Below are 19,674 nucleotides of genomic sequence, written 5' to 3'. Positions count from 1 at the left end.
GCCAGGGGCCTACTCGGCCTTGGCCACGCCGATCGGGCACGAGACGCCCGTGCCGCCGATGCCGCAGTAGCCCGCCGGGTTCTTGTCCAGGTACTGCTGGTGGTACGGCTCCGCCGGATAGAACGGACGGCTCTCGTCGGCGGGGAGCAGCTCGGTGGTGATCGTGCCGTAGCCCGAGCCGGTCAGGACCTTCTGGTACGCCGCGCGGGACGCCTCGGCCGCGGCCGCCTGGGCGGGGGAGTGGGTGTGGATCGCCGAGCGGTACTGAGTGCCCACGTCATTGCCCTGGCGGAAGCCCTGGGTCGGGTCGTGCGACTCCCAGAACAGCTTCAGGAGGCTCTCGTACGACACCTTCGACGGGTCGAAGACGACCCGGACGGCCTCGGTGTGGCCGGTCAGACCCGAGCAGACCTCCTCGTACGCCGGGTTCCGCGTGTGGCCGCCCTGGTAGCCGGCGAGGGTCGTCCAGACGCCGTCGACCTGCCAGAACTTGCGCTCCGCGCCCCAGAAACAGCCCAGGGCGAAGTCGGCGACCTCCAGGCCCTCCGGGTACGGGCCGAGGAGCGGGTTGCCGAGCACGGTGTGGCGCTCGGGCACGACGAACTCGGGCTCGGCACGGCCGGGCAGAGCCTGCTCGGGGGTGGGGAGGACGGGGGTGCGGGACAGGAACATGCTGCATCTCTCCTCGACGGTCGGCAGTGGGCACAACAAGGAGACGGAGGGAAACCTTCCCCCCGCCTCCTTCCCGTCGGCGACCCGGTCCGCTGCGCCGCGTGCCCCGGTGAGCCGTCGGCTGTTGGAGCCGCCCGCCCCGCTCGGTCCAGGCCGGCACCGGCGCCCGTGAAGGCCCTCGGCCCAGGGCCGCGCCCCGCCGTCAGCGCGGCAGCGTCGCCGGACTGCCGCCGTTCGCCTCGTACCCCGCCACCGCCAGGTTCCGGAAGACCGTGAACTCCGCCGCCGGGTCCCCGCTGAACGTCCACGGCACCGCGCCCACGTGCCCGTCGACCTTCACCAGCTGGTGCATGGCCTCCGCCCAGCGCTCCGCCCGCACCAGGAACCAGACGAGCAGATGCCGGACGTGCGCCAGCATCGGATCGTCGGGGCGCGCCGAGTGGACCGCGTACAGCGCGCCGTCCATCGCCTTCGCCACCACGGCCGTGCGGAAGAAGTCCTGCACCAGCACCACGTCTGGCACGTGCTCGTACACCGCGAACAGCGGCAGCGCCGCGAGCAGCGAGCCCCGCGGCGCGCGCGCAGCGGCCGTGGTCGCGAAGTGGTCGGCCTCCTCCCGCGAACCGTGCCACTTCTCGCACCAGTAGTGCAGGGCCGCCAGATGCGCCCCCATGTGCTGCGGCGCCCGGTCGATGACCTGCGCCCACACCTGGTCGAACTGCTCGTGGCCGTACCCGAGACCGCGCGCCACGGCCAGCTGCGTGATGTACGGGACGGGGTCGCCCGGAGCGAGCAGCGCCGCCTCCTCGGTGACCTTCCGCGCCTCCTCCAGGATGATCCGGAAGTCGTCGGTCCCGGCCGCCGACGAGCGCCACGCCTGCTGCACCAGGAACTCCGCGTGCACGGCCGCGCCGCCCGCGTCCTTCGGGGCCTCCGCCCGCCAGGCCCGCAGCCACGCCCCGCCCACGCCCGGCCGCTCCTGCAGCTCCAGGGACGCGGCCCCCGCGAAGGCCTGGACGCGCTGCCAGCGCACCTCGCCGTCCTTGGCGGTGGCGGCGAGCAGCCGCGAGGCCGCCCCCCAGTCCTGGGTGGCCTGCACGACGTCGAGCACGTGCAGCAGCTCGTCGTCCGCACCCGGCAGCCGCACGTCCTGGTCCTCCTGCCGCACGAACCCGTACGCCTCCGGATCCGCGGCGTCCGGCGAGCCCGGCACGGCCAGCCGGATCCCGCCTCCACCACGGCGGCGCAGCAGGTAGGGACCGAGGACGCCGAACAGCAGCCCCAGCGCGATCAGGAACCAGAGAATCTCCATGTGTCCATTGTCCAGGACGCCGCGTGAGACGATCGCGGCGCCGGGGGGCCCGCGGGACTACGCTCCTTGACCATGAGCGACCAGCACTCTCATCAGAGCTTCGAGACCCGCGCGATCCACGCGGGCAACACGGCCGACCCGCTGACCGGCGCGGTCGTCCCGCCCATCTACCAGGTGTCCACCTACAAGCAGGACGGCGTGGGCGGGCTGCGCGGCGGTTACGAGTACAGCCGCAGCGCCAACCCCACCCGTACCGCCCTGGAGGAGAACCTGGCGGCCCTGGAGGGCGGCCGGCGCGGGCTCGCCTTCGCCTCCGGTCTGGCCGCCGAGGACTGCCTGCTGCGCGCGCTCCTCGCGCCCGGCGACCACGTGGTCATCCCGAACGACGCCTACGGCGGCACCTTCCGGCTCTTCGCCAAGGTCGTGGAGCGCTGGGGCGTGGACTTCTCGGTGGCGAACACCTCCGACGTCGACGCGGTGCGGGACGCCGTCAACGACCGTACGAAGCTGATCTGGGTCGAGACCCCGTCGAACCCGCTCCTCGGCATCACCGACATCGAGGCCGTCGCGGGCGTGGCCCGTCAGGCCGGCGTGAAGCTCGTCGTCGACAACACCTTCGCCTCCCCGTACCTCCAGCAGCCGCTCGCGCTCGGCGCGGACGTCGTCGTGCACTCGCTCACCAAGTACATGGGCGGGCACTCGGACGTCGTCGGCGGCGCGCTGGTGACGGCCGACGAGGCGCTCGGCGAGGAGCTCGCGTACCACCAGAACGCGATGGGCGCGGTCGCCGGCCCCTTCGACTCGTGGATCGTGCTGCGCGGCATCAAGACCCTCGCGGTCCGCATGGACCGGCACAGCGAGAACGCCGAGAAGATCGTCGAGATGCTGACCCAGCACCCGAAGGTCACCCAGGTCCTCTACCCGGGTCTCCCGGAGCACCCGGGGCACGAGGTCGCCGCCAAGCAGATGCGGTCCTTCGGCGGCATGATCTCCTTCCGCGTGCAGGGCGGCGAGGAGGCGGCCGTCGAGGTCTGCAACCGCGCGCAGCTCTTCACCCTCGGTGAGTCGCTCGGCGGAGTCGAGTCCCTCATCGAGCACCCGGGCCGGATGACCCATGCGAGCGTCGCGGGCTCCGCCCTGGAGGTCCCCGCCGACCTCGTCCGTCTCTCGGTGGGCATCGAGAACGTCGACGACCTGCTCGCCGACCTGCGCCTGGCGCTGGGCTGACCGGTACGTCCGATACCGGCGGAGGGCCCGGCACCCGCACCCGCGGGGCCGGGCCCTTGGCCGTGCAGTTCCCGAGCGCGTTCAGGTCCCGGGCAGCGGGTCCTTCAGGGACCCCCGGACCTCCTCGCGGAACTCGGGCGTATCCGTGTGCTCGTGTACGGACACCGCGTGCTCGACGGCCGCGCGGAGGACCTCCTCCTCCTCGCCCGAGATGTACAGCGAGCAGCCGGAGACACTCGGGGTGTCCCGGCAGTCGGATGCTTTCCTGGCCATGGCGACCTCCAGACGGACCCCCTCCCTTCAGGCTAGGCCCGTCCTCACCACCCTTCGAGCGGTGGTGTCGTCTCCGCGGGCGGGACCTCCCACGGCCGGGCCACCGACGCCCACGCCGTGAACGCGAGCACGGCGACCGCGCCCAGGAACCAGAGCGCCCGGCGTATCCTCCGGGCCCGGTGCGCCCGCCGGGCCCCGCGCTCCGCCGCCCGCCGCGCGAGATCGCCGGGGACCGGCGGATGCGGGGTGTCGAGCAGCCGGCGGACCGCCGCCTCCTTGTCCTCGCGGCGGCTCACGCGGCCGGCCCCCGAGGCGCGCCGCCCGCGCGCACGCCCGCGGATCCCTGCCCGCCGTCGCCCCGGCCCGCCGCCCTCAGCGCGGCCACGCAGCGGGCGCAGACCGCGCGGACCCGTGCCTCGGGCAGGCCGAGCAGTGCCGCCACCTGCTCCTCGGCGATCCCCTCGTACAGCCGGAGGACGACGACGAGCCGTTCCTGCGGGTGGAGGGCGCCGAGCACCCCGCCCCGGCCGCCGCGGTGGCGCCAGGCGGTGCGGGCGAAGCGGGCGGCGAGGTCGCGGCGGGTGAACTCGTACGGGTCCTCGTCACGCAGCCGGTCCCACACCGCGTAGGTGTGCGCGAGGGCGGCGGTCAGCAGGGCCTGGGCGTGCGGGTTGCGGGTGCGGGTCTCGGCGGTCAGCAGGGTCGCGGCGTGCAGCAGCCGGCCGGCGGCCCCGGCCACGAACGCGTCGAACTCCCGGGCGCGGGGCGCGCGTTCGGCGCCGGAGCCGCTTCGATGCTCTCGCACGTCCTCATCTGAGGACAGCGCGGGTGCGGGGTCAAGAGGTCGGTGCGGACTCGCTCGGCCCCTCGGCCGCGGAGGCGGTCGCGGACTCGGCGCCCGGATGGCCCGCGTGGGCCGACTGCCGTGCGGACAGTGCGGTGTTGAAGCGGGTGAGCAGGGTGCAGAAGGACTCCCGCTCGGCGGGGGTCCAGCCCTCCGTGACCTCCACCATCAGCTGGCGGCGCGAGGAGCGGACCTCCTCCAGGCGGGCCAGGCCGCGCGGCGAGAGCTGGAGGACGACGGCCCGTCCATCCTCCGGGTGGGAGGTGCGCTTCACGAGGCCGGTGTCGACGAGCGGGGCGACCTGGCGGGTGACGGTCGACGAGTCGATGCCCATGCCCGCGGCGAGCGCCTTGACGCCCATCGGGCCTTCCTGGTCGAGCCGGTTGAGGAGAAGGTACGCGGCCCGGTCCATCGAGTTGCGCAGCTGGCCCGTCCCGCCGAGGCGGGTCTGCTCGGCCCGGCGGGCGAAGACGGCCACCTGGTGCTGGAGGGCATCGAGGAGACCGGGGTCGAGCTCAGTCGTCATGTCCTGAGATGTGGGCATGGCTGTGGGTCTCTCTCGTGCGGGGGTGGTCGGTCGGTGGGGGACAGAGTACGCGGCCCCGGGGAGGTCCGTACCGGGGCTGCGCAAACCTGTCGCGCCCCTGCCCGCCGGGCGGCCACCAGGGCCGTGAGCTGGGAGACTTGCTGTCATGAGCTTCCGTACGCCAGACCCCTTGCACCGGCTGATGCTCGACGACGTGCGGGGGGCGCAGAAGATGCTGTCCGGGGTGGCCCGGATGACGGCGATGGAGGGCAGTCGTCATCTGTCGTCGCTGGTGGGGGCGCCGGTCCAGTTCAAGTGCGAGAACCTCCAGCGGACCGGTTCCTTCAAACTGCGTGGCGCGTACGTGCGGATCGCCGGGCTGCGGCCCGAGGAGCGGGCGGCCGGGGTCGTCGCGGCCTCGGCGGGGAACCACGCGCAGGGTGTCGCGCTCGCCTCGCGGCTGCTCGGGGTCCACGCCACCGTGTTCATGCCGGTCGGCGCCCCGCTGCCGAAGGTCGCGGCGACCCGGGAGTACGGCGCCGACGTCCGGATGCACGGCCATGTCGTGGACGAGACGCTCGCGGCGGCGGAGCGGTACGCGCGGGAGACCGGTGCCGTCTTCATCCACCCCTTCGACCACCCCGACATCATCGTGGGGCAGGGCACGGTGGGCCTGGAGATCCTGGAGCAGTGCCCGGAGGTACGGACGATCCTTGTGGGGGTCGGCGGGGGCGGCCTCGCGGCCGGCATCGGCCTCGCGGTGAAGTCGGTGCGCCGGGACGTGAAGGTGATCGGAGTGCAGGCGGAGGGTGCGGCCGCCTTTCCGCCGTCGCTGGCGGCGGGGCATCCCGTGGTGGTCGACTCGCCGGTGACGATGGCGGACGGGATCAAGGTGGGGCGGCCGGGCGACGTGACGTTCGCGCTGGTCCAGGAGTACGTCGACGATGTCGTCACGGTCTCCGAGGACGCGCTGTCCTCGGCGCTGCTGCTCTGCCTGGAGCGGGCGAAGATGGTCGTCGAACCTGCGGGCGCCAGCCCGGTGGCGGCCCTGCTCAGTGACCCGAAGGCGTTCGAGGGGCCGGTCGTGGCGGTGCTGTCCGGCGGGAACGTCGACCCGCTGCTGCTCCAGCGCATCCTGCGGCACGGCATGGCGGCGGGGGGCCGCTATCTGAGCCTGCGGCTGCGGGTGACGGACCGGCCGGGTGTCCTGGCGACCCTGCTCGCGGTCCTCACGGTGGCCGACGCCAACGTCCTGGACATCGGCCACGTCCGGACCGACCCGCGGCTCGGCCTGACCGAGGCGGAGGTCGAACTGCACCTGGAGACGAAGGGCCCGGAGCACTGCCGTGAGGTCGAGGACGCGCTGAGGGACGCCGGGTACACGGTGCTGGGCTGACACGGCGGGGCTGACACGGCGCCGGCCCGAGGGGGCGCTGCCGGCGTCCCGGCCCCGAGCAAGATCATGTGGCGCAGGTCACAAAATCGGTGGGCAGGCCGCGCCCGCTGCTCCTACGATCGGTGGGAAACGCCTCCTCTCCCCGGGAGAACCCACATGCCAGGCGCGATCCATGCCGAGGGTCTGGTGAAGACCTTCGGCGACGTACGAGCTCTGGACGGCGTGGACCTCGACGTGCCCGAGGGCACCGTCCTGGGTCTGCTCGGCCCCAACGGCGCGGGGAAGACGACCGCCGTCCGCGTGCTGACCACTCTTCTCCAGCCGGACAGCGGGAGGGCCGTCGTCGCCGGCATCGACGTCCTCGGGCACCCCACCGAGGTGCGCCGCCGCATCGGTCTCTCCGGCCAGTTCGCGGCCGTCGACGAGTACCTCACCGGCCGCGAGAACCTCCAGATGGTCGGGCAGCTCTACCAGCTGAAGGCGAAGGCCGCGAAGGAGCGGGCCGGCGAGCTCCTGGAGCGTTTCGGCCTCGCCGACGCCGCCGACCGCACCGCGAAGACGTACTCCGGCGGCATGCGCCGCCGCCTCGACCTCGCGGCCGCCCTGGTCGTCTCCCCGCCGGTCATGTTCATGGACGAGCCGACCACCGGCCTCGACCCCCGCAACCGGCAGGCCCTGTGGGAGGTCATCAAGGAACTGGTCGCGGGCGGTACGACCCTGCTCCTCACCACCCAGTACCTGGAGGAGGCCGACCACCTCGCCCACGACATCTGCGTCGTCGACCAGGGACGGGTCATCGCGCGCGGCACCTCCGACCAGCTCAAGGCCCAGACGGGCGGGGAGCGGGTCGAGGTCGTCGTCCACGAACCGGGCATGATCACCGGCGCCCGTGACGTCCTCGCCCGCTACGGTCTCGCGGGCACCGGCCGCGGCGAGGTCTCCGTCGAGGACCACACCCGTAAGCTCACCGTCCCCGTCACCGGCGGCGCCAAGCTGCTCGCCGAGGTCATCCGCGACCTGGACGCCGTCGGCGTCGAGATCGACGACATCGGGCTGCGCCGCCCCACCCTCGACGACGTCTTCATCTCCCTGACGGGCCACGCGGCCGAGCGGGAGGCCGAGGAGAACGGCGAGTCGGCGCGACCGGGCGGCGGCGACCGCACTCACACGAAGGACGTGGCCAAGTGAGCAGCATGAACGACTCCCTGGTCATCGCCCGCAGGAACCTGATCCGCATGACCAGGATCCCCGAGATGATCTTGTTCGGGCTCGTCCAGCCGGTGATGTTCGTGGTCCTCTTCACGTACGTCTTCGGCGGCTCGATGCAGATCGGCGACAGCACCGACCCGGACGTCTACAAGAACTTCCTGATGGCCGGCATCTTCGCCCAGACCGTCACCTTCGCCACGGCCGGTGCGGGCGCGGGCATCGCCGACGACATGCACAAGGGCCTCATCGACCGGTTCCGCTCGCTGCCGATGGCGCGCGGTGCGGTGCTGACCGGCCGCACCATCGCGGACCTCGTCCAGACCGCGCTGACCCTCTTCGTCCTCGCGATCGTCGCGCTGATCATCGGCTGGCGCCCGGGCTACGCCGAGCCGACCAACATCGGGAGGATCCTGGCGGGCTTCGGGCTGCTGCTGCTCCTGGGCTACGCCTTCACATGGATCGGCGCCCTGATCGGCCTCTCCGTCCGCACGCCGGAGGCGGCGACCTCCGGCGGTCTGATCTGGCTGTTCCCGGTCACGTTCATCTCGAACGCGTTCGTGGACTCCAGCAACCTGCCCGGCTGGCTCCAGCCCATCGCCGAGTGGAACCCGTTCAGCGCCACCGTGCAGGCCTGCCGCAAGCTCTTCGGCGACCCGGGCGTCTCTCCGTCCGACGCCTGGCCGATGCAGTACCCGGTGTGGGCGTCGCTGATCTACTCGGTCCTGATCGTCGTCATCTTCCGTACGCTCTCCGTCCGCAAGTACCGCCGGGCCGACGGCTAGGACGGCTCCTGCGGGGTGCCCGGCAGCCGGACCGTGACGACGAGGCCGCCGGCCGGGCGGGCGGCGAGGCCGAGGGTCCCCTCGTGGGCGCGGACGACGCTGTGCACGATGGCCAGGCCGAGGCCGACGCCCGCGTGCTCGTCGGTGCGCACCCGGTCCGTGCCGCGCCGGAAGGGTTCGATGAGGGTCGGCACCAGGTCCGGCGGGAGCGGATGACCGGTGTTCTCGACCCGTACGACGCTCGCGCCGCCCCGCGCCTCGGTGTGGACCGTCACGGCGCCGCCGGCGGGGAGGTTGTGGACGACGGCGTTCTGGACGAGGTTCGTCACCATCCGCAGCAGGAGTTCCGCGGAGCCGCTGGTCCGGGCCGCCCCGCCGGTGACGTCGAGCGTGATCCCGCGCTCCTCGGCGAGCGGCAGCAGGGTCTCGGCGGCCTCCTCGGCGACGAGGGACAGGTCGACGCTCTCGTGGGTGAAGGTCCCGCGGTCGCTGCGGCTGAGCAGCAGGAGGGCCTCGGTGAGGTCCACCGCGCGCGTGTTGACGGTCTGCAGGCGCGCGAAGAGCTCCTCCGGGTCCCGCGGGGGGTCCCTGCGGGCGACGTCGAGCAGCGCCCGCGAGATGGCCAGCGGGGTGCGCAGCTCGTGGGAGGCGTTCGCTGCGAACCTCCGCTGCTCGGCGACGTGCGACTCCAGCCGGTCGAGCATGGAGTCGAAGGCGTCGGAGAGTTCACGGAACTCGTCCTGGCGGCCTTCCATGCGGATCCGGTGGGACAGCGACCCGTTCCCGGCCGTCCGCGCCGCGGCCGTGATCCGGGTGAGCGGCGCGAGCATCCGGCCGGCGAGGACCCAGCCCCCGAGGAGGCCGAACACGAGCAGGAAGCCCATCGCCACGGCCGCGGCGGGGAAGAAGGTGCGCACGAGGAGGTAGCGGTTGGGCGAGACCCCGAGCAGGCCCTGGGAGTTGTCGGGGACGTAGCGCAGCAGGAACCCCCACACCACGGCGAGCAGGAGGGCGCCGGCGACGGCGAGGAACCCGGCGTAGCTGAGCGTGAGCTTCATCCGGGCGCTGAGCCCTGGCCGTCTACGCATCCGCACGGCCGGGGCCGGTGTCGATGCGGTAGCCGACCCCCGGCACCGTGGCGATGACCCAGGGCTCCCCGAGCCGCTTGCGCAGGGCGGAGACGGTGATGCGTACGGCGTTGGTGAGCGGGTCGGCGTTGCCGTCCCAGGCCCGTTCGAGCAGCTCCTCGGCGCTGACGACCCCGCCCTCGGCGGCGACGAGGACGTCGAGGACGGCGAACTGCTTCCGGGTGAGCGCGACGTAGCGCCCGTCGCGGAAGACCTCCCGGCGGAACGGGTCGAGGCGGAGGCCCGCGATCTCGCGGACCGGGGGCCGGGCGTACGCGCGTCTGCGGTCGAGCGCCCGCAGTCGCAGGACGAGCTCCCGCAGGTCGAACGGCTTGGTGAGGTAGTCGTCGGCGCCGAGCGCGAACCCGGACGCCTTGTCGTCGATCCGGTCGGCGGCGGTGAGCATGAGGATCGGGATGCCGCTGCCGGAGGCGACGATGCGCCGGGCGATCTCGTCGCCGGAGGGGCCGGGGATGTCACGGTCGAGGACCGCGAGGTCGTAGGAGTGGACGCTGAGCAGCTCCAGAGCGGAGTCGCCGTCGCCGGCGATGTCGGCGGCGATCGCCTCCAGCCGCAGACCGTCCCGGACGGCCTCGGCCAGGTAGGGCTCGTCCTCCACGATCAGTACGCGCATGCCCGCAGCCTAGGCCGTGCCTTGTCGATCAGGCCGGGCTCGATCGACGAGATCCTCCCAGACAGCGCGACGACGCCGGACACGCGGCTCAGCCCGTCGGCGCGGGCACGGGGCGCGAGAGGTCCGACGGCGCCTCCGCCGTGGTGCGCCACCAGTGGCGGGACGCCAGCGCGGCCAGCACGGCGCCGGTGGCGTTGACCAGGACGTCGTCCACGGAGGACACCCGGTCGAGCCGCAGGACGTACTGCGCGGTCTCGACCAGGACCGAGCAGCCCGCCCCGAGCGCCAGGATCCGGGGCAGGGAGGCGAGTGCGGCGAACCGCATCGGGGCGAAGAACCCCAGCGCCGCGAGGACCAGCAGGTTGCCGCCGATCCCGAGCGGCCCCATCGTGACCAGGTCCCGCAGCGGGACCGGGCTCACCCGGGCGGGGACGACGCCGGCCCCGCCGCCCGGCATCATGGTCATCCAGACGAACGGCACCGTCCCGTGGACCATGCCCACCTCGGCCAGCGACATCCGCCACGCCCACGCGACGCCCCTGGCCCGCCGCCGCCGCGCCAGCGCCCACGCCACCAGCACCGCGAGCGGCAGCGTGACCAGCGTGACGAGCACCACGCCGTTGAAGGTGTCCAGGCAGCCGTGCCACTGCCCGGCCGCGCACCGCGGAGCGGACATCAGCAGCGGCTTCCGCATGACGAACAGGGCGGCCGCCACGCCGAGGACCACCAGTCCGATCAGGACGGTCCTGCGGGTGCGCCGGGGCGGTGCCGGCGGGGATGCGAACGGGTTCATCCCCCCATGAGAGACCACGGGCGGTTGCCGTGGCGTATGCGCTTTCCGATACGCCCGCGATACACCGGGCCCCAGGCCCCGGGCCTCCGGCGCCGGGCGGGGAGCACGGCGAAGGGCCGGACCCCCGGGGGGGGTCCGGCCCTTCGCGGATGTCTGGTGCCTCAGCCGGTGTACGGCTTCGCGCTGAGGATCTTCACCGCGGCCTTCTTGCCGTTCGGCAGCTCGTACTCGGCGTCGTCACCGGCCTTCTTGCCGTTGACGCCGACGCCGAGCGGCGACTGCGGCGAGTAGGTCTCGATGTCACCGCTCGCGTACTCGCGGGAGGCGAGCAGGAAGGTCATCGTGTCGTTCTCGTCGCCGTCGAAGGCGATCGTGACGACCATGCCCGGCTCGACGACACCGTCGTCCGCCGGCGCCTCGCCGACCTTGGCGTGCTGGAGCAGCTGGGTGAGCTGGCGGACCCGGAGCTCCTGCTTGCCCTGCTCCTCCTTGGCCGCGTGGTACCCGCCGTTCTCGCGCAGGTCGCCCTCTTCGCGCGCGGCGGCGATCTTGGCGGCGATCTCGGTACGCGCGGGACCAGACAGGTACTCAAGCTCGTCCTTGAGCTTGTTGTACGCCTCCTGGGTGAGCCAGGTGACGTTGTCGCTGGTCTGGGTCACAGGTGCTCCTCGTAGGTACTGGGAATACAAAGCATCGCCCTACACGGGAAAGCTGTGCTGTCCCGGGTGGGCGAAACCACGAGCCTAACAATGAGTGGCGAAAAGCGGGAGGACATAACCATCAGGGATGGCGTCACCCCAGGTCACCGCGGTGACTCGCCGGGACTCGACACCCGCTCCCTACCCACCGCTACCGGGCCGTACACCCCATGAGCTCGGCACTCGTCGCGTGGGCGGTCGTACGCAGCGTGAAGACGCTGTCGACCCGGGCGGCGGGGTCGTCGATCGTGACGTCCTTGCGGGCCACCTCGGCGCCGTCCTCGGAGCGCGAGCGCAGGGTGCAGACGCCCACGACGCCCTCGTCCTTGCGGACCTCCAGGTGCACCTGGACCTCGGTGGCGCTCACCACGTCGAACTTGATCATCTCGGCGCTGATCCTGCTGTCGACCACGTGGTACCAGCCGAACCAGCCCAGCATGGCGAGGAAGAGCACACCGAGCACCGCGCCGGTGATCCTGAGCTTGCGGTCCGCGGCCTGGTCCGCGGAGCGTCCGTAGCGCTCCTGGGGCAGCCGCTCTCGCGCCGCGCTCATGATCGATCCTCTCGAAGCCGGGGGTGGCGGAATTTTCCCTCCCCCGATTCCGTCACTATAGAGACCACGCTCCGCGCCCAATCACTGAGGATCGAGTCTTGACTGAGCAGCTGCGACTGATGGCCGTTCACGCCCACCCCGACGACGAGTCGAGCAAGGGTGCGGCGACGATGGCCAAGTACGTGTCCGAGGGGGTGGACGTCATGGTGGTGACGTGCACGGGCGGCGAGCGCGGCTCGGTCCTCAACCCCCAGCTTCAGGGTGACCCCTACATCGAGGCGAACATCCACGAGGTGCGCCGCAAGGAGATGGACGAGGCCCGCGAGATCCTCGGCGTCTCCCAGGAGTGGCTGGGCTTCGTCGACTCCGGCCTCCCCGAGGGCGACCCGCTGCCCCCGCTCCCCGAGGGCTGCTTCGCCCTGGAGGACGTCGACACGGCGGCCGGGGCGCTGGTCCGCAAGATCCGCTCGTTCCGTCCGCAGGTGATCACGACCTACGACGAGAACGGCGGGTACCCGCACCCCGACCACATCATGACCCACAAGATCACGATGGTGGCCTTCGACGGCGCGACCGACACCGAGAAGTACCCGGAGGACGAGTTCGGCCCGGTCTGGCAGCCGCTGAAGCTCTACTACAACCAGGGCTTCAACCGCCCCCGCACCACCGCCCTGCACGAGGCGCTGCTCGCCCGCGGCCTGGAGTCCCCGTACGGCGAGTGGCTGGAGCGCTGGAAGGAGTTCGAGCGCACCGAGCGGACGCTGACCACCTTCGTGCCCTGCGCCGAGTTCTTCGAGACCCGCGACAAGGCCCTGATCGCGCACCGCACCCAGATCGACCCCGACGGCGGCTGGTTCCGGGTCCCGATGGAGATCCAGAAGGAGGTCTGGCCGACGGAGGAGTACGAGCTCAGCAAGGCGCTGGTCCCGACCTCCCTCCCCGAGGAAGATCTCTTCGCGGGCATCCGCGACAATGCCTGACATGAGCGCACACCTGGCACTGACCCAGCTTGTCCCCTTCGCCGCCGAAGAGCTGGACAAGAACAAGGTGACCCCCGGCGTCCTCGGCTTCGTCGTCTTCGCGGTGATGGCCCTCGCGGTCTGGATGCTGATGAAGTCGATGAACCGCCACATGGGCAAGGTCGACTTCGAGGAGGCCCCGGACCCGGCCGCCCAGGCCGCGCCCGCGGCCGCGAAGCCCGCCAAGGCGGCGGCGGGCGAGTAGCCGTAGTCCACCGACTCAGGGCCCCGGGACCCCCGGGGCCCTGAGTCGTACCCGGACTGCGAACAGGTGTCCCGCGCGAGGCCCGTCGCGCGAGGGAGCGCAGCGGTCGCCCGGTGTCCCGCCCGGCCTCCGGGGCGGCTCGCGCGCTCCCGAACGTCTGCCCTTCGAGATCACGTCCGATGGCGTTCATCTGCCGAATAGCGCATCAGGGTGATCAGCCGGAACCAATCCACTTTCCGGCAGTTGATCAGCGTGCTTCGGTCAACGGAGCATCCCAGGGCCCTCCAGCTCAAGAAGGAAATCTCGTGATCAAGAAGGTTCTCGCCACCGCGGCAGTTGCGGCCTCCGTCGTCGGCATGTCGGCCGCCACGGCGACTGCGGCGGCTGATGACGGCAACAGCACCAACGTCATCGGCAACACGTCGAAGCAGGCCATCGGCAGCAACTCCACCGGTGGCTACATGAGCCCGAACTTCGGCCTCGTCAACGGTGGCGTCCTGCACTGCTTCGATGTCCAGGACATCACCGCGCAGGTGCCGGTCATCAACCTCGTGGCCGTCAACGTGGACGACGTTCTGAGCCCGAAGCAGAACATGACCTGCACCCAGAACTCGGTCGAGCAGCAGCAGAACAACCCGCTGTCGGACCTCGTCGACCTCCTGGCCGACAACGGCAACACCGACGTCAGCTGACGTCAGCTTCGTCGCTGAGCGGCCCCGCCCCTTACGCAGCTCCCCTGCGTGGGCGGGGCCGCTCCGCCGTACCGGTGCCCCGGCCGTACGACGTCCCCGTGGCGCCCGGACGGGGCTCGGCCACGTGCGCGAGGATGGGGAGCATGCCGAACAGACTGGCCCATGAGACGTCCCCGTACCTGCTCCAGCACGCCGACAACCCGGTCGACTGGTGGCCGTGGTCGCCCGAGGCGTTCGCCGAGGCGCGCCGTCGCGACGTTCCCGTGCTCCTCAGCGTCGGCTACAGCAGCTGCCACTGGTGCCATGTGATGGCGCACGAGTCCTTCGAGGACGACACCACCGCCACCCAGGTCAACGAGCGCTTCGTCGCCGTCAAGGTCGACCGCGAGGAGCGCCCCGACGTCGACGCCGTCTACATGGAGGCAGTCCAGGCGGCCACCGGCCAGGGCGGCTGGCCGATGACGGTCTTCCTCACCCCGGACGCCGCACCGTTCTACTTCGGCACCTACTTCCCGCCCGAGTCCCGGCACGGCCTGCCCTCCTTCCGTGACGTCCTCGACGGCGTCTCGCGTGCCTGGACCGAGCGCCGCGACGAGGTCGGCGAGGTCGCCGGCAACATCGTCAAGGACCTCTCGTCCCGCTCCCTGGCCTACGGCGGCGACGGCGTCCCCGGCGAGGAGGAGCTGGCGCAGGCCCTCCTCGGCCTCACCCGCGAGTACGACGCCACCCGCGGCGGCTTCGGCGGTGCCCCCAAGTTCCCGCCGTCCATGGCGCTGGAGTTCCTGCTCCGCCACCACGCCCGTACGGGCTCCGAGGGCGCCCTCCAGATGGCCGCCGACACCTGCGAGGCGATGGCCCGCGGCGGCATCTACGACCAGCTCGGCGGCGGCTTCGCCCGCTACTCCGTGGACCGCGACTGGGTCGTGCCCCACTTCGAGAAGATGCTCTACGACAACGCCCTGCTCTGCCGGGTGTACGCGCACCTGTGGCGGACCACCGGCGACGACCTGGCCCGGCGGGTCGCGCTGGAGACCGCCGACTTCATGGTCCGCGAACTGCGCACGGCGGAGGGCGGCTTCGCCTCGGCGCTGGACGCCGACAGCCCCGTCGAGGACGGAGGGGAGACCTCCGGGGACGAACGGCACGCCGAGGGCGCGTACTACGTCTGGACACCGGCGCAGCTGACCGAGGCGCTGGGCGAGGAGGACGCCCGTGACGCCGCCCGGTACTTCGGCGTGACGGACGAAGGGACCTTCGAGGAGGGCGCCTCGGTCCTCCGGCTTCCGCCGGACACGGGCCCGGTCGACGCCGACCGGATCGCCTCGATCAAGGAGAGGCTCCTCGCCGTTCGCGCGCGGCGGCCCCGCCCCGGCCGCGACGACAAGGTGGTCGCCGCCTGGAACGGTCTCGCCATCGCGGCCCTCGCCGAGACCGGGGCCCTCTTCGACCGCCCCGACCTGGTCGAACGCGCCACCGAGGCCGCCGACCTGCTCGTTCGCGTCCACATGGGGGAGGGCGCGAGGCTCTCCCGGACCTCCAAGGACGGCCGGGTCGGGGCCAACGCGGGAGTGCTGGAGGACTACGCGGACACCGCCGAGGGCTTCCTCGCGCTCGCCGGTGTCACCGGCGAAGGCGTGTGGCTGGAGTTCGCCGGCTTCCTCCTGGACATCGTGCTCGACCAGTTCGTCGCGGAGGGCGGGGCGCTGTACGACACGGCCCACGACGCCGAGACCCTGATCCGCCGGCCGCAGGACCCCACCGACAGCGCCGCCCCCTCCGGCTGGACGGCCGCCGCCGGAGCGCTCCTCTCGTACGCCGCCCACACCGGCTCGGAGGCCCACCGGGCGGCCGCCGAGGGCGCCCTCGGCGTGGTCAAGGCCCTGGGGCCGCGCGCTCCCCGCTTCATCGGCTGGGGCCTGGCCACGGCGGAGGCCCTGCTCGACGGGCCGCGCGAGATCGCGGTGGCCGGACCCGCCGACGACGACCTGGCCCGCGCCCTGCACCGCACCGCCCTGCTGGCGCCCGCCCCCGGTGCGGTCGTCGCCTTCGGCACCCCGGACAGCGACGAGTTCCCGCTGCTCAGGGACCGTCCGCTGGTGGACGGGGAAGCGGCCGCCTACGTCTGCCGGCACTTCACCTGCGACGCGCCGACGACGGACCCGGCCGAGTTGGCACGCAAGCTCGGTCGCTGACGGATCCCGGCGCCGGACCCGACGGGCACCGGCCCGGCCGGCTACGCGCAGACGAGCGACGCGCCGCCGGCCGGCCGGTACTCGGCCTGGGGGATCTCGCTGGACGGGGTGGGGCGGGCCGGGGGCAGCGGCTCGTCCGCGCGCAGCCGCGCGAACACCTCCTCGGCGTGCGCCGCGTTCCAGGCGACCGAGGACCCGGCGCCCTGGACGGTCGCGAAGCGGAGTACGGGCACGGTCGCGAACTCCATACGGTCCGGGGTGATGTTCCGCAGACGCATGGCGAGGAACATCAGGTCCAGGGTGGAGAGCCCCCGTCGCTCCGCCGCCGTCGGCCCGCTCAGGACCGAGGCGAACGTCATCAGCTGCACCGGGTCCCCCAGCAGGTCCGAGCGCACCTTCCGCAGGGTGTTGACGACGAACTGCTGCTGCTTACGGATCCGCCCGAAGTCCATCTGCCCGTCGGCGCGCCGCGAGCGCACGTACTGGAGGGCCTCTCCGCCACCGACGTCCCTGGTGCCCGGAGCGAGGTCGATACCGGTGACCACGTCCTTCAGCGGCTTCGCGACGCAGATCGGAACCCCGCCGTCGAACTGGTCCACGGCGTCCATGAACCGGCGGAAGTCGATCTCCAGATAGCGGTGCACGGGAAGCCGTGTCGTCCTTTCGACCATCTCCATCGCGTACGACGGCCCGCCCTCGGCCCAGGCGCCGTTGAGCTTCGCCGCGTGGGTGTCGTGCGTCGCGCCCGACCGGCGGTCCCGGTGGCCGGCGGGGAACTCGGTGAGGGAGTCGCGCGGCAGCCCCAGCACGCTGACCCGCCTGTTGTCGGCGGAGACGTGCACCAGCATCATCACGTCGGTGCAGCCGCACTCCTTGCCGCCGAGCCGGTACGTCTCCTTCTCCCACGCGGTCACGCCCTTCCGGGTGTCGAGACCGACGACGAGGATGTTGAGCCCCCGGCTCGGAGACGGCAGGACGGGGGACGGAAGGGCGGCGGGGGCGGCGGCGAGCGCCCCGGACCCGAGGGCGACGAGTGCCGCGACGGCAAGCACGAGTCGCCGCGGGCGTGTGAATTTCCTGACGGACACGGGCGTCACCACCGAAGGCTCGGGAATGTGGACCCGCACTGTAAATCGATTTCCGTCGCACACAGGTTCGCGACGCGACATCGGCTGATCGGATCACTCTCCTGCGGGGTCTGTGGAATGATGCGGGAACCACACCAAATGGGAGGGGAAGATGGCGCCCGATCCCGGCAAATGGGAGCGGATGGCTTTCATTCCGAAGAGCCGTGATGTGGTGGACCCGCCACGCGTCGACCGAGAGCCGTTCCCCCTGTACTCCTCGCTGGTGCAGCGGTGGGTCCTGGCGGGCCGCACGGTGCCGGGGGTCCCGGATCACGAGTGGGAGCGGCTGATCAGGATGCCGATCTGGCCCCGCTGAGCCGGTCTCGCGGCGTCCGGCGTAATTGCGTGAATGCGATGGGGTGAATGCCGTCGGTCCTACGATCCGCTCGGTCGACTTCCGGGGCAGAGTGCTCAGCGATGTGTGCAGCGGAAGCCGGGTCATGGAGATGTGCCCCGCGTGACCACGAAATCCGTGGATAGTCTTCCGCCGCAGAAAGGATCCAGACGAAATGAAGTGCAAGAGGGCTGCGGCCGTCGTCGCCGGAATCATCATGGCCATGGGTGCGGCGTCGCCCGCCTTCGCGGACGCGGACGCCTACGGCGTGGCCGTCGGCTCGCCGGGCGTCCTTTCCGGGAACGTCGTCCAGGTGCCGATCCACGTGCCGATCAACGTCTGCGGCAACTCCCTCAACATCATCGGTCTGCTGAACCCGACCGCCGGCAACGTCTGCATCAACGACTGACGCCCGCGCCCCGCACCGGGGCGTGACCCGAGGGGCCGGACCCGCAAGGCGCTCATCGCGCCGGCCGGGCCCGGCCTTTCGTCATGCCCCCGCACGGGTCCGGGCCGGGCCCGAGCGCTCCCGGGTCAGCGGGGCGTCGGCTTCGTCGGGCGGCACGCCTCCTGGGAGGGGATACGGGCCGCCGGCGGGGACTGGGGCGGGGGCGGCGGTAGGGCCGGACCGGTCGCGGACCGAAGGTCTTCGGACCGGCGGGGGCGACGGAGTGCCGGGAGCCCCTTGCCCAGGGCGTGGCGGAGCCAGGCCCAGGTCATGGCGAGGCCGGGCGCGGGGTCGTCGGCGGCGAACCAGGCCGTCTCCACACGCCGCGTCGGGGCGCCGGACTCCGCGGCCGGTGGCGCCTGCGTCTCCGTATCGCCTTCGGCGCCGTACCGCGCACCGCCCTCGATGCCGCGTTCGGCGTCGGGGCGGCGGCGCGGGGAGGCGAGCAGGGCCAGCGCCGCGTAGTTCTCCACCACGAACCGGCGGCCGTACGCGGGGGAGTGCGCCGGGACCCGCCGCCCGGTCAGGTCCAGATGCATCGCGCGGACGACGTCGAGTCCGTCGCGGTCCGCGAAGAGCCGGAACTGGGCGCCGGGGCGCGGGTTGAAGTCGATCAGGTGGTAGCTGTCCGTCGACCGGTCGAGCCGGAAGTCGAGATCGACCACGCCCCGGTGGCCGAGTGCGGTGAGCAGGTCGCGGGCGATGCGCTCGACGGCGGGGTTCGGCGTCCATCGGCCGACGGCCGTGAGCCCGGCCCCGTGCGGCCAGGCGTGTTCCTTGCGCCCGGTGGCGGCGGCTGAGCAGCGGCCGGTGGAGTCCGCGTACCCGTGGAAGAACCAGTCCAGGTTCCGCCCCGCCGGCAGCAGCCGCTGGAGCAGCAGTCGACTGCCGGCCTGTGGGGTACGGGCGTACAGCGCGCGCACCTCGGTGAGCGAACGCACGATCGACGTGCTGCGCAACCCGCTCCCCGCCGGGAGCAGCCAGGGGCGGCTCCACTTGGCGACGACCGGCAGCCCCAGCGACCACGCCATGGCGGCCGCCTCGTCGGCGCCGGCGGGGATCTCGGTGCGGGGGTGGGGGAGGCCCAGGGCCCGGCAGGTCTCGGCGAGGGCCGCCTTGTCGGCCACCCGTAAGAGTCGCTGGGGCGTCTGGTCGGGGAGCAGGTACCGGCCCGTGAGCTCGGTGCGGTGCTCGGCCAGCGCGAGGGCGGTGATGTCGTCCATCGGGACCAGGAGCGCGGGCCCGGAATCCGGGAGGCCGTCGGACAGCGTCAGCAGCAGGCGGGCGAGCTCGGCGGGGGAGGGGGCGTCCGGGCTCAGGTGGACCTCGCGGACGTAACGCGAGCGGGCGACGGGGCTGCTGAGCGATTCGATCACCGCGTGGACCGGAATGCCGGCCCGTCCGAGGGACCGGGCGGCGCCGAGCGTGCCGTGATGAAAGGGATTCCGGTCGAGTCGTACGAGGAGCGCGGGGACGCTGGTGTCAAAACTCGGCACGGCATGTCCTCATCTCGAGTGCCCCAAGTGGGCGATGAAAGCCACCAATGGACTACGAATCAGATCGTTGTCGCATTCACGGTCGGCCCATTGAGAATACTTTCTGAACATCGGA

The 19,674-nt window shown here is 72.2% G+C and carries 23 protein-coding genes; 10 read left to right on the top strand and 13 right to left on the bottom strand.

Annotation, left to right across the window (positions count from 1 at the left end; genetic code table 11):
• Positions 1 to 9: 9 nt before the first annotated feature.
• Both msrA and AMK29_RS07710 read right to left on the bottom strand, forming a co-directional pair.
• Positions 10 to 672 (bottom strand): peptide-methionine (S)-S-oxide reductase MsrA, encoded by a 663-nt coding sequence (gene msrA, locus AMK29_RS07715; RefSeq protein WP_073809528.1) that lies wholly within the window; start codon positions 670 to 672, stop codon positions 10 to 12.
• Between the two features lie 202 nt (positions 673 to 874).
• On the bottom strand, positions 875 to 1,984 hold the full coding sequence (locus AMK29_RS07710; RefSeq protein ID WP_073809523.1) for a hypothetical protein: 1,110 nt from the start codon (positions 1,982 to 1,984) through the stop codon (positions 875 to 877).
• A 72-nt stretch (positions 1,985 to 2,056) separates the two neighbouring features.
• Between AMK29_RS07710 and AMK29_RS07705 the strand changes: the two genes are divergently transcribed.
• Positions 2,057 to 3,211, top strand: a complete 1,155-nt coding sequence (locus AMK29_RS07705; RefSeq protein ID WP_073809519.1) for a cystathionine gamma-synthase — start codon at positions 2,057 to 2,059, stop codon at positions 3,209 to 3,211.
• An 81-nt stretch (positions 3,212 to 3,292) separates the two neighbouring features.
• Here AMK29_RS07705 and AMK29_RS07700 read toward each other — a convergent pair whose 3' ends face one another.
• From AMK29_RS07700 to AMK29_RS07685, 4 genes are read right to left on the bottom strand one after another with little or no spacing between them, the layout of a single operon-like run.
• Positions 3,293 to 3,484: a DUF1059 domain-containing protein gene (locus AMK29_RS07700; RefSeq protein ID WP_073809515.1), complete on the bottom strand. Its 192-nt coding sequence runs from the start codon at positions 3,482 to 3,484 to the stop codon at positions 3,293 to 3,295.
• A gap of 44 nt (positions 3,485 to 3,528) precedes the next feature.
• Positions 3,529 to 3,780 carry a hypothetical protein gene (locus AMK29_RS07695; protein WP_073809510.1) on the bottom strand — a complete coding sequence of 84 codons (252 nt, stop codon included), beginning with the start codon at positions 3,778 to 3,780 and terminating at the stop codon, positions 3,529 to 3,531.
• Positions 3,777 to 4,289 (bottom strand): sigma factor-like helix-turn-helix DNA-binding protein, encoded by a 513-nt coding sequence (locus AMK29_RS07690; protein WP_073809507.1) that lies wholly within the window; start codon positions 4,287 to 4,289, stop codon positions 3,777 to 3,779. The genes AMK29_RS07695 and AMK29_RS07690 overlap by 4 nt, the downstream gene beginning before the upstream one ends.
• 31 nt (positions 4,290 to 4,320) lie before the next feature.
• Entirely contained in the window at positions 4,321 to 4,872 is a 552-nt protein-coding gene (locus AMK29_RS07685; protein WP_073809502.1) for a MarR family winged helix-turn-helix transcriptional regulator, read from the bottom strand.
• Between the two features lie 148 nt (positions 4,873 to 5,020).
• Here AMK29_RS07685 and ilvA point away from each other — a divergent pair, with 148 nt between their 5' ends.
• The 3 genes from ilvA (at position 5,021) to AMK29_RS07670 (ending at position 8,241) form a co-directional block, all read left to right on the top strand.
• Positions 5,021 to 6,250 carry a threonine ammonia-lyase gene (ilvA, locus tag AMK29_RS07680; RefSeq protein WP_073809498.1) on the top strand — a complete coding sequence of 410 codons (1,230 nt, stop codon included), beginning with the start codon at positions 5,021 to 5,023 and terminating at the stop codon, positions 6,248 to 6,250.
• Positions 6,251 to 6,406: 156 nt separating this feature from the next.
• Positions 6,407 to 7,438 (top strand): ATP-binding cassette domain-containing protein, encoded by a 1,032-nt coding sequence (locus AMK29_RS07675; protein WP_073809493.1) that lies wholly within the window; start codon positions 6,407 to 6,409, stop codon positions 7,436 to 7,438.
• 5 nt (positions 7,439 to 7,443) lie between these two features.
• Positions 7,444 to 8,241 carry an ABC transporter permease gene (locus tag AMK29_RS07670; protein ID WP_073810695.1) on the top strand — a complete coding sequence of 266 codons (798 nt, stop codon included), beginning with the start codon at positions 7,444 to 7,446 and terminating at the stop codon, positions 8,239 to 8,241.
• Here AMK29_RS07670 and AMK29_RS07665 read toward each other — a convergent pair.
• The 5 genes from AMK29_RS07665 to AMK29_RS07645 form a co-directional block, all read right to left on the bottom strand.
• Positions 8,238 to 9,329: a sensor histidine kinase gene (locus AMK29_RS07665; protein ID WP_073810693.1), complete on the bottom strand. Its 1,092-nt coding sequence runs from the start codon at positions 9,327 to 9,329 to the stop codon at positions 8,238 to 8,240. The genes AMK29_RS07670 and AMK29_RS07665 overlap by 4 nt on opposite strands.
• A complete protein-coding gene (locus AMK29_RS07660) occupies positions 9,322 to 10,002 on the bottom strand; it encodes a response regulator transcription factor (protein ID WP_073809490.1) in 681 nt (226 codons plus the stop codon). Before AMK29_RS07660 ends, AMK29_RS07665 begins: the two co-directional genes overlap by 8 nt.
• 88 nt (positions 10,003 to 10,090) lie before the next feature.
• On the bottom strand, positions 10,091 to 10,795 hold the full coding sequence (locus AMK29_RS07655) for a VanZ family protein (protein WP_073809486.1): 705 nt from the start codon (positions 10,793 to 10,795) through the stop codon (positions 10,091 to 10,093).
• 161 nt (positions 10,796 to 10,956) lie between these two features.
• On the bottom strand, positions 10,957 to 11,454 hold the full coding sequence (greA, locus tag AMK29_RS07650) for a transcription elongation factor GreA (protein ID WP_030548867.1): 498 nt from the start codon (positions 11,452 to 11,454) through the stop codon (positions 10,957 to 10,959).
• Positions 11,455 to 11,644: 190 nt separating this feature from the next.
• Complete coding sequence (locus tag AMK29_RS07645) at positions 11,645 to 12,046, bottom strand: DUF4307 domain-containing protein (RefSeq protein WP_073809481.1); 402 nt, start codon at positions 12,044 to 12,046, stop codon at positions 11,645 to 11,647.
• A 98-nt stretch (positions 12,047 to 12,144) separates the two neighbouring features.
• Between AMK29_RS07645 and mca the strand changes: the two genes are divergently transcribed.
• From mca to AMK29_RS07625, 4 genes are all read left to right on the top strand, one after another.
• Complete coding sequence (mca, locus tag AMK29_RS07640; RefSeq protein WP_073809478.1) at positions 12,145 to 13,026, top strand: mycothiol conjugate amidase Mca; 882 nt, start codon at positions 12,145 to 12,147, stop codon at positions 13,024 to 13,026.
• Complete coding sequence (locus AMK29_RS07635) at positions 13,019 to 13,270, top strand: hypothetical protein (RefSeq protein ID WP_073809474.1); 252 nt, start codon at positions 13,019 to 13,021, stop codon at positions 13,268 to 13,270. The genes mca and AMK29_RS07635 overlap by 8 nt, the downstream gene beginning before the upstream one ends.
• A gap of 305 nt (positions 13,271 to 13,575) precedes the next feature.
• Entirely contained in the window at positions 13,576 to 13,962 is a 387-nt protein-coding gene (locus AMK29_RS07630) for a rodlin (protein WP_073809471.1), read from the top strand.
• Positions 13,963 to 14,105: 143 nt separating this feature from the next.
• Positions 14,106 to 16,154: a thioredoxin domain-containing protein gene (locus tag AMK29_RS07625; RefSeq protein ID WP_073809468.1), complete on the top strand. Its 2,049-nt coding sequence runs from the start codon at positions 14,106 to 14,108 to the stop codon at positions 16,152 to 16,154.
• 41 nt (positions 16,155 to 16,195) lie between these two features.
• Here AMK29_RS07625 and AMK29_RS07620 read toward each other — a convergent pair whose 3' ends face one another.
• Positions 16,196 to 17,242, bottom strand: coding sequence for an LCP family protein (locus tag AMK29_RS07620; RefSeq protein WP_073809464.1), 1,047 nt, complete (start codon positions 17,240 to 17,242; stop codon positions 16,196 to 16,198).
• A gap of 181 nt (positions 17,243 to 17,423) precedes the next feature.
• Here AMK29_RS07620 and AMK29_RS07615 point away from each other — a divergent pair, with 181 nt between their 5' ends.
• Entirely contained in the window at positions 17,424 to 17,597 is a 174-nt protein-coding gene (locus AMK29_RS07615) for a hypothetical protein (RefSeq protein ID WP_241845201.1), read from the top strand.
• Between the two features lie 193 nt (positions 17,598 to 17,790).
• Positions 17,791 to 18,024, top strand: coding sequence for a chaplin (locus AMK29_RS07610; RefSeq protein ID WP_073809449.1), 234 nt, complete (start codon positions 17,791 to 17,793; stop codon positions 18,022 to 18,024).
• A 125-nt stretch (positions 18,025 to 18,149) separates the two neighbouring features.
• On the opposite strand, the gene AMK29_RS07605 is transcribed toward AMK29_RS07610, so the two are convergent.
• Positions 18,150 to 19,559, bottom strand: a complete 1,410-nt coding sequence (locus tag AMK29_RS07605; protein WP_073809445.1) for a carboxylate--amine ligase — start codon at positions 19,557 to 19,559, stop codon at positions 18,150 to 18,152.
• Between the last annotated feature and the right edge of the window lie 115 nt (positions 19,560 to 19,674).

The sequence above is a fragment of the Streptomyces sp. CB02261 genome (genome assembly GCF_001905665.1).
Taxonomy (GTDB): domain Bacteria; phylum Actinomycetota; class Actinomycetes; order Streptomycetales; family Streptomycetaceae; genus Streptomyces.
The sequence above is the reverse complement of the archived record's forward strand: the minus strand, read 5'-3'. Positions and strand labels throughout refer to the sequence as shown.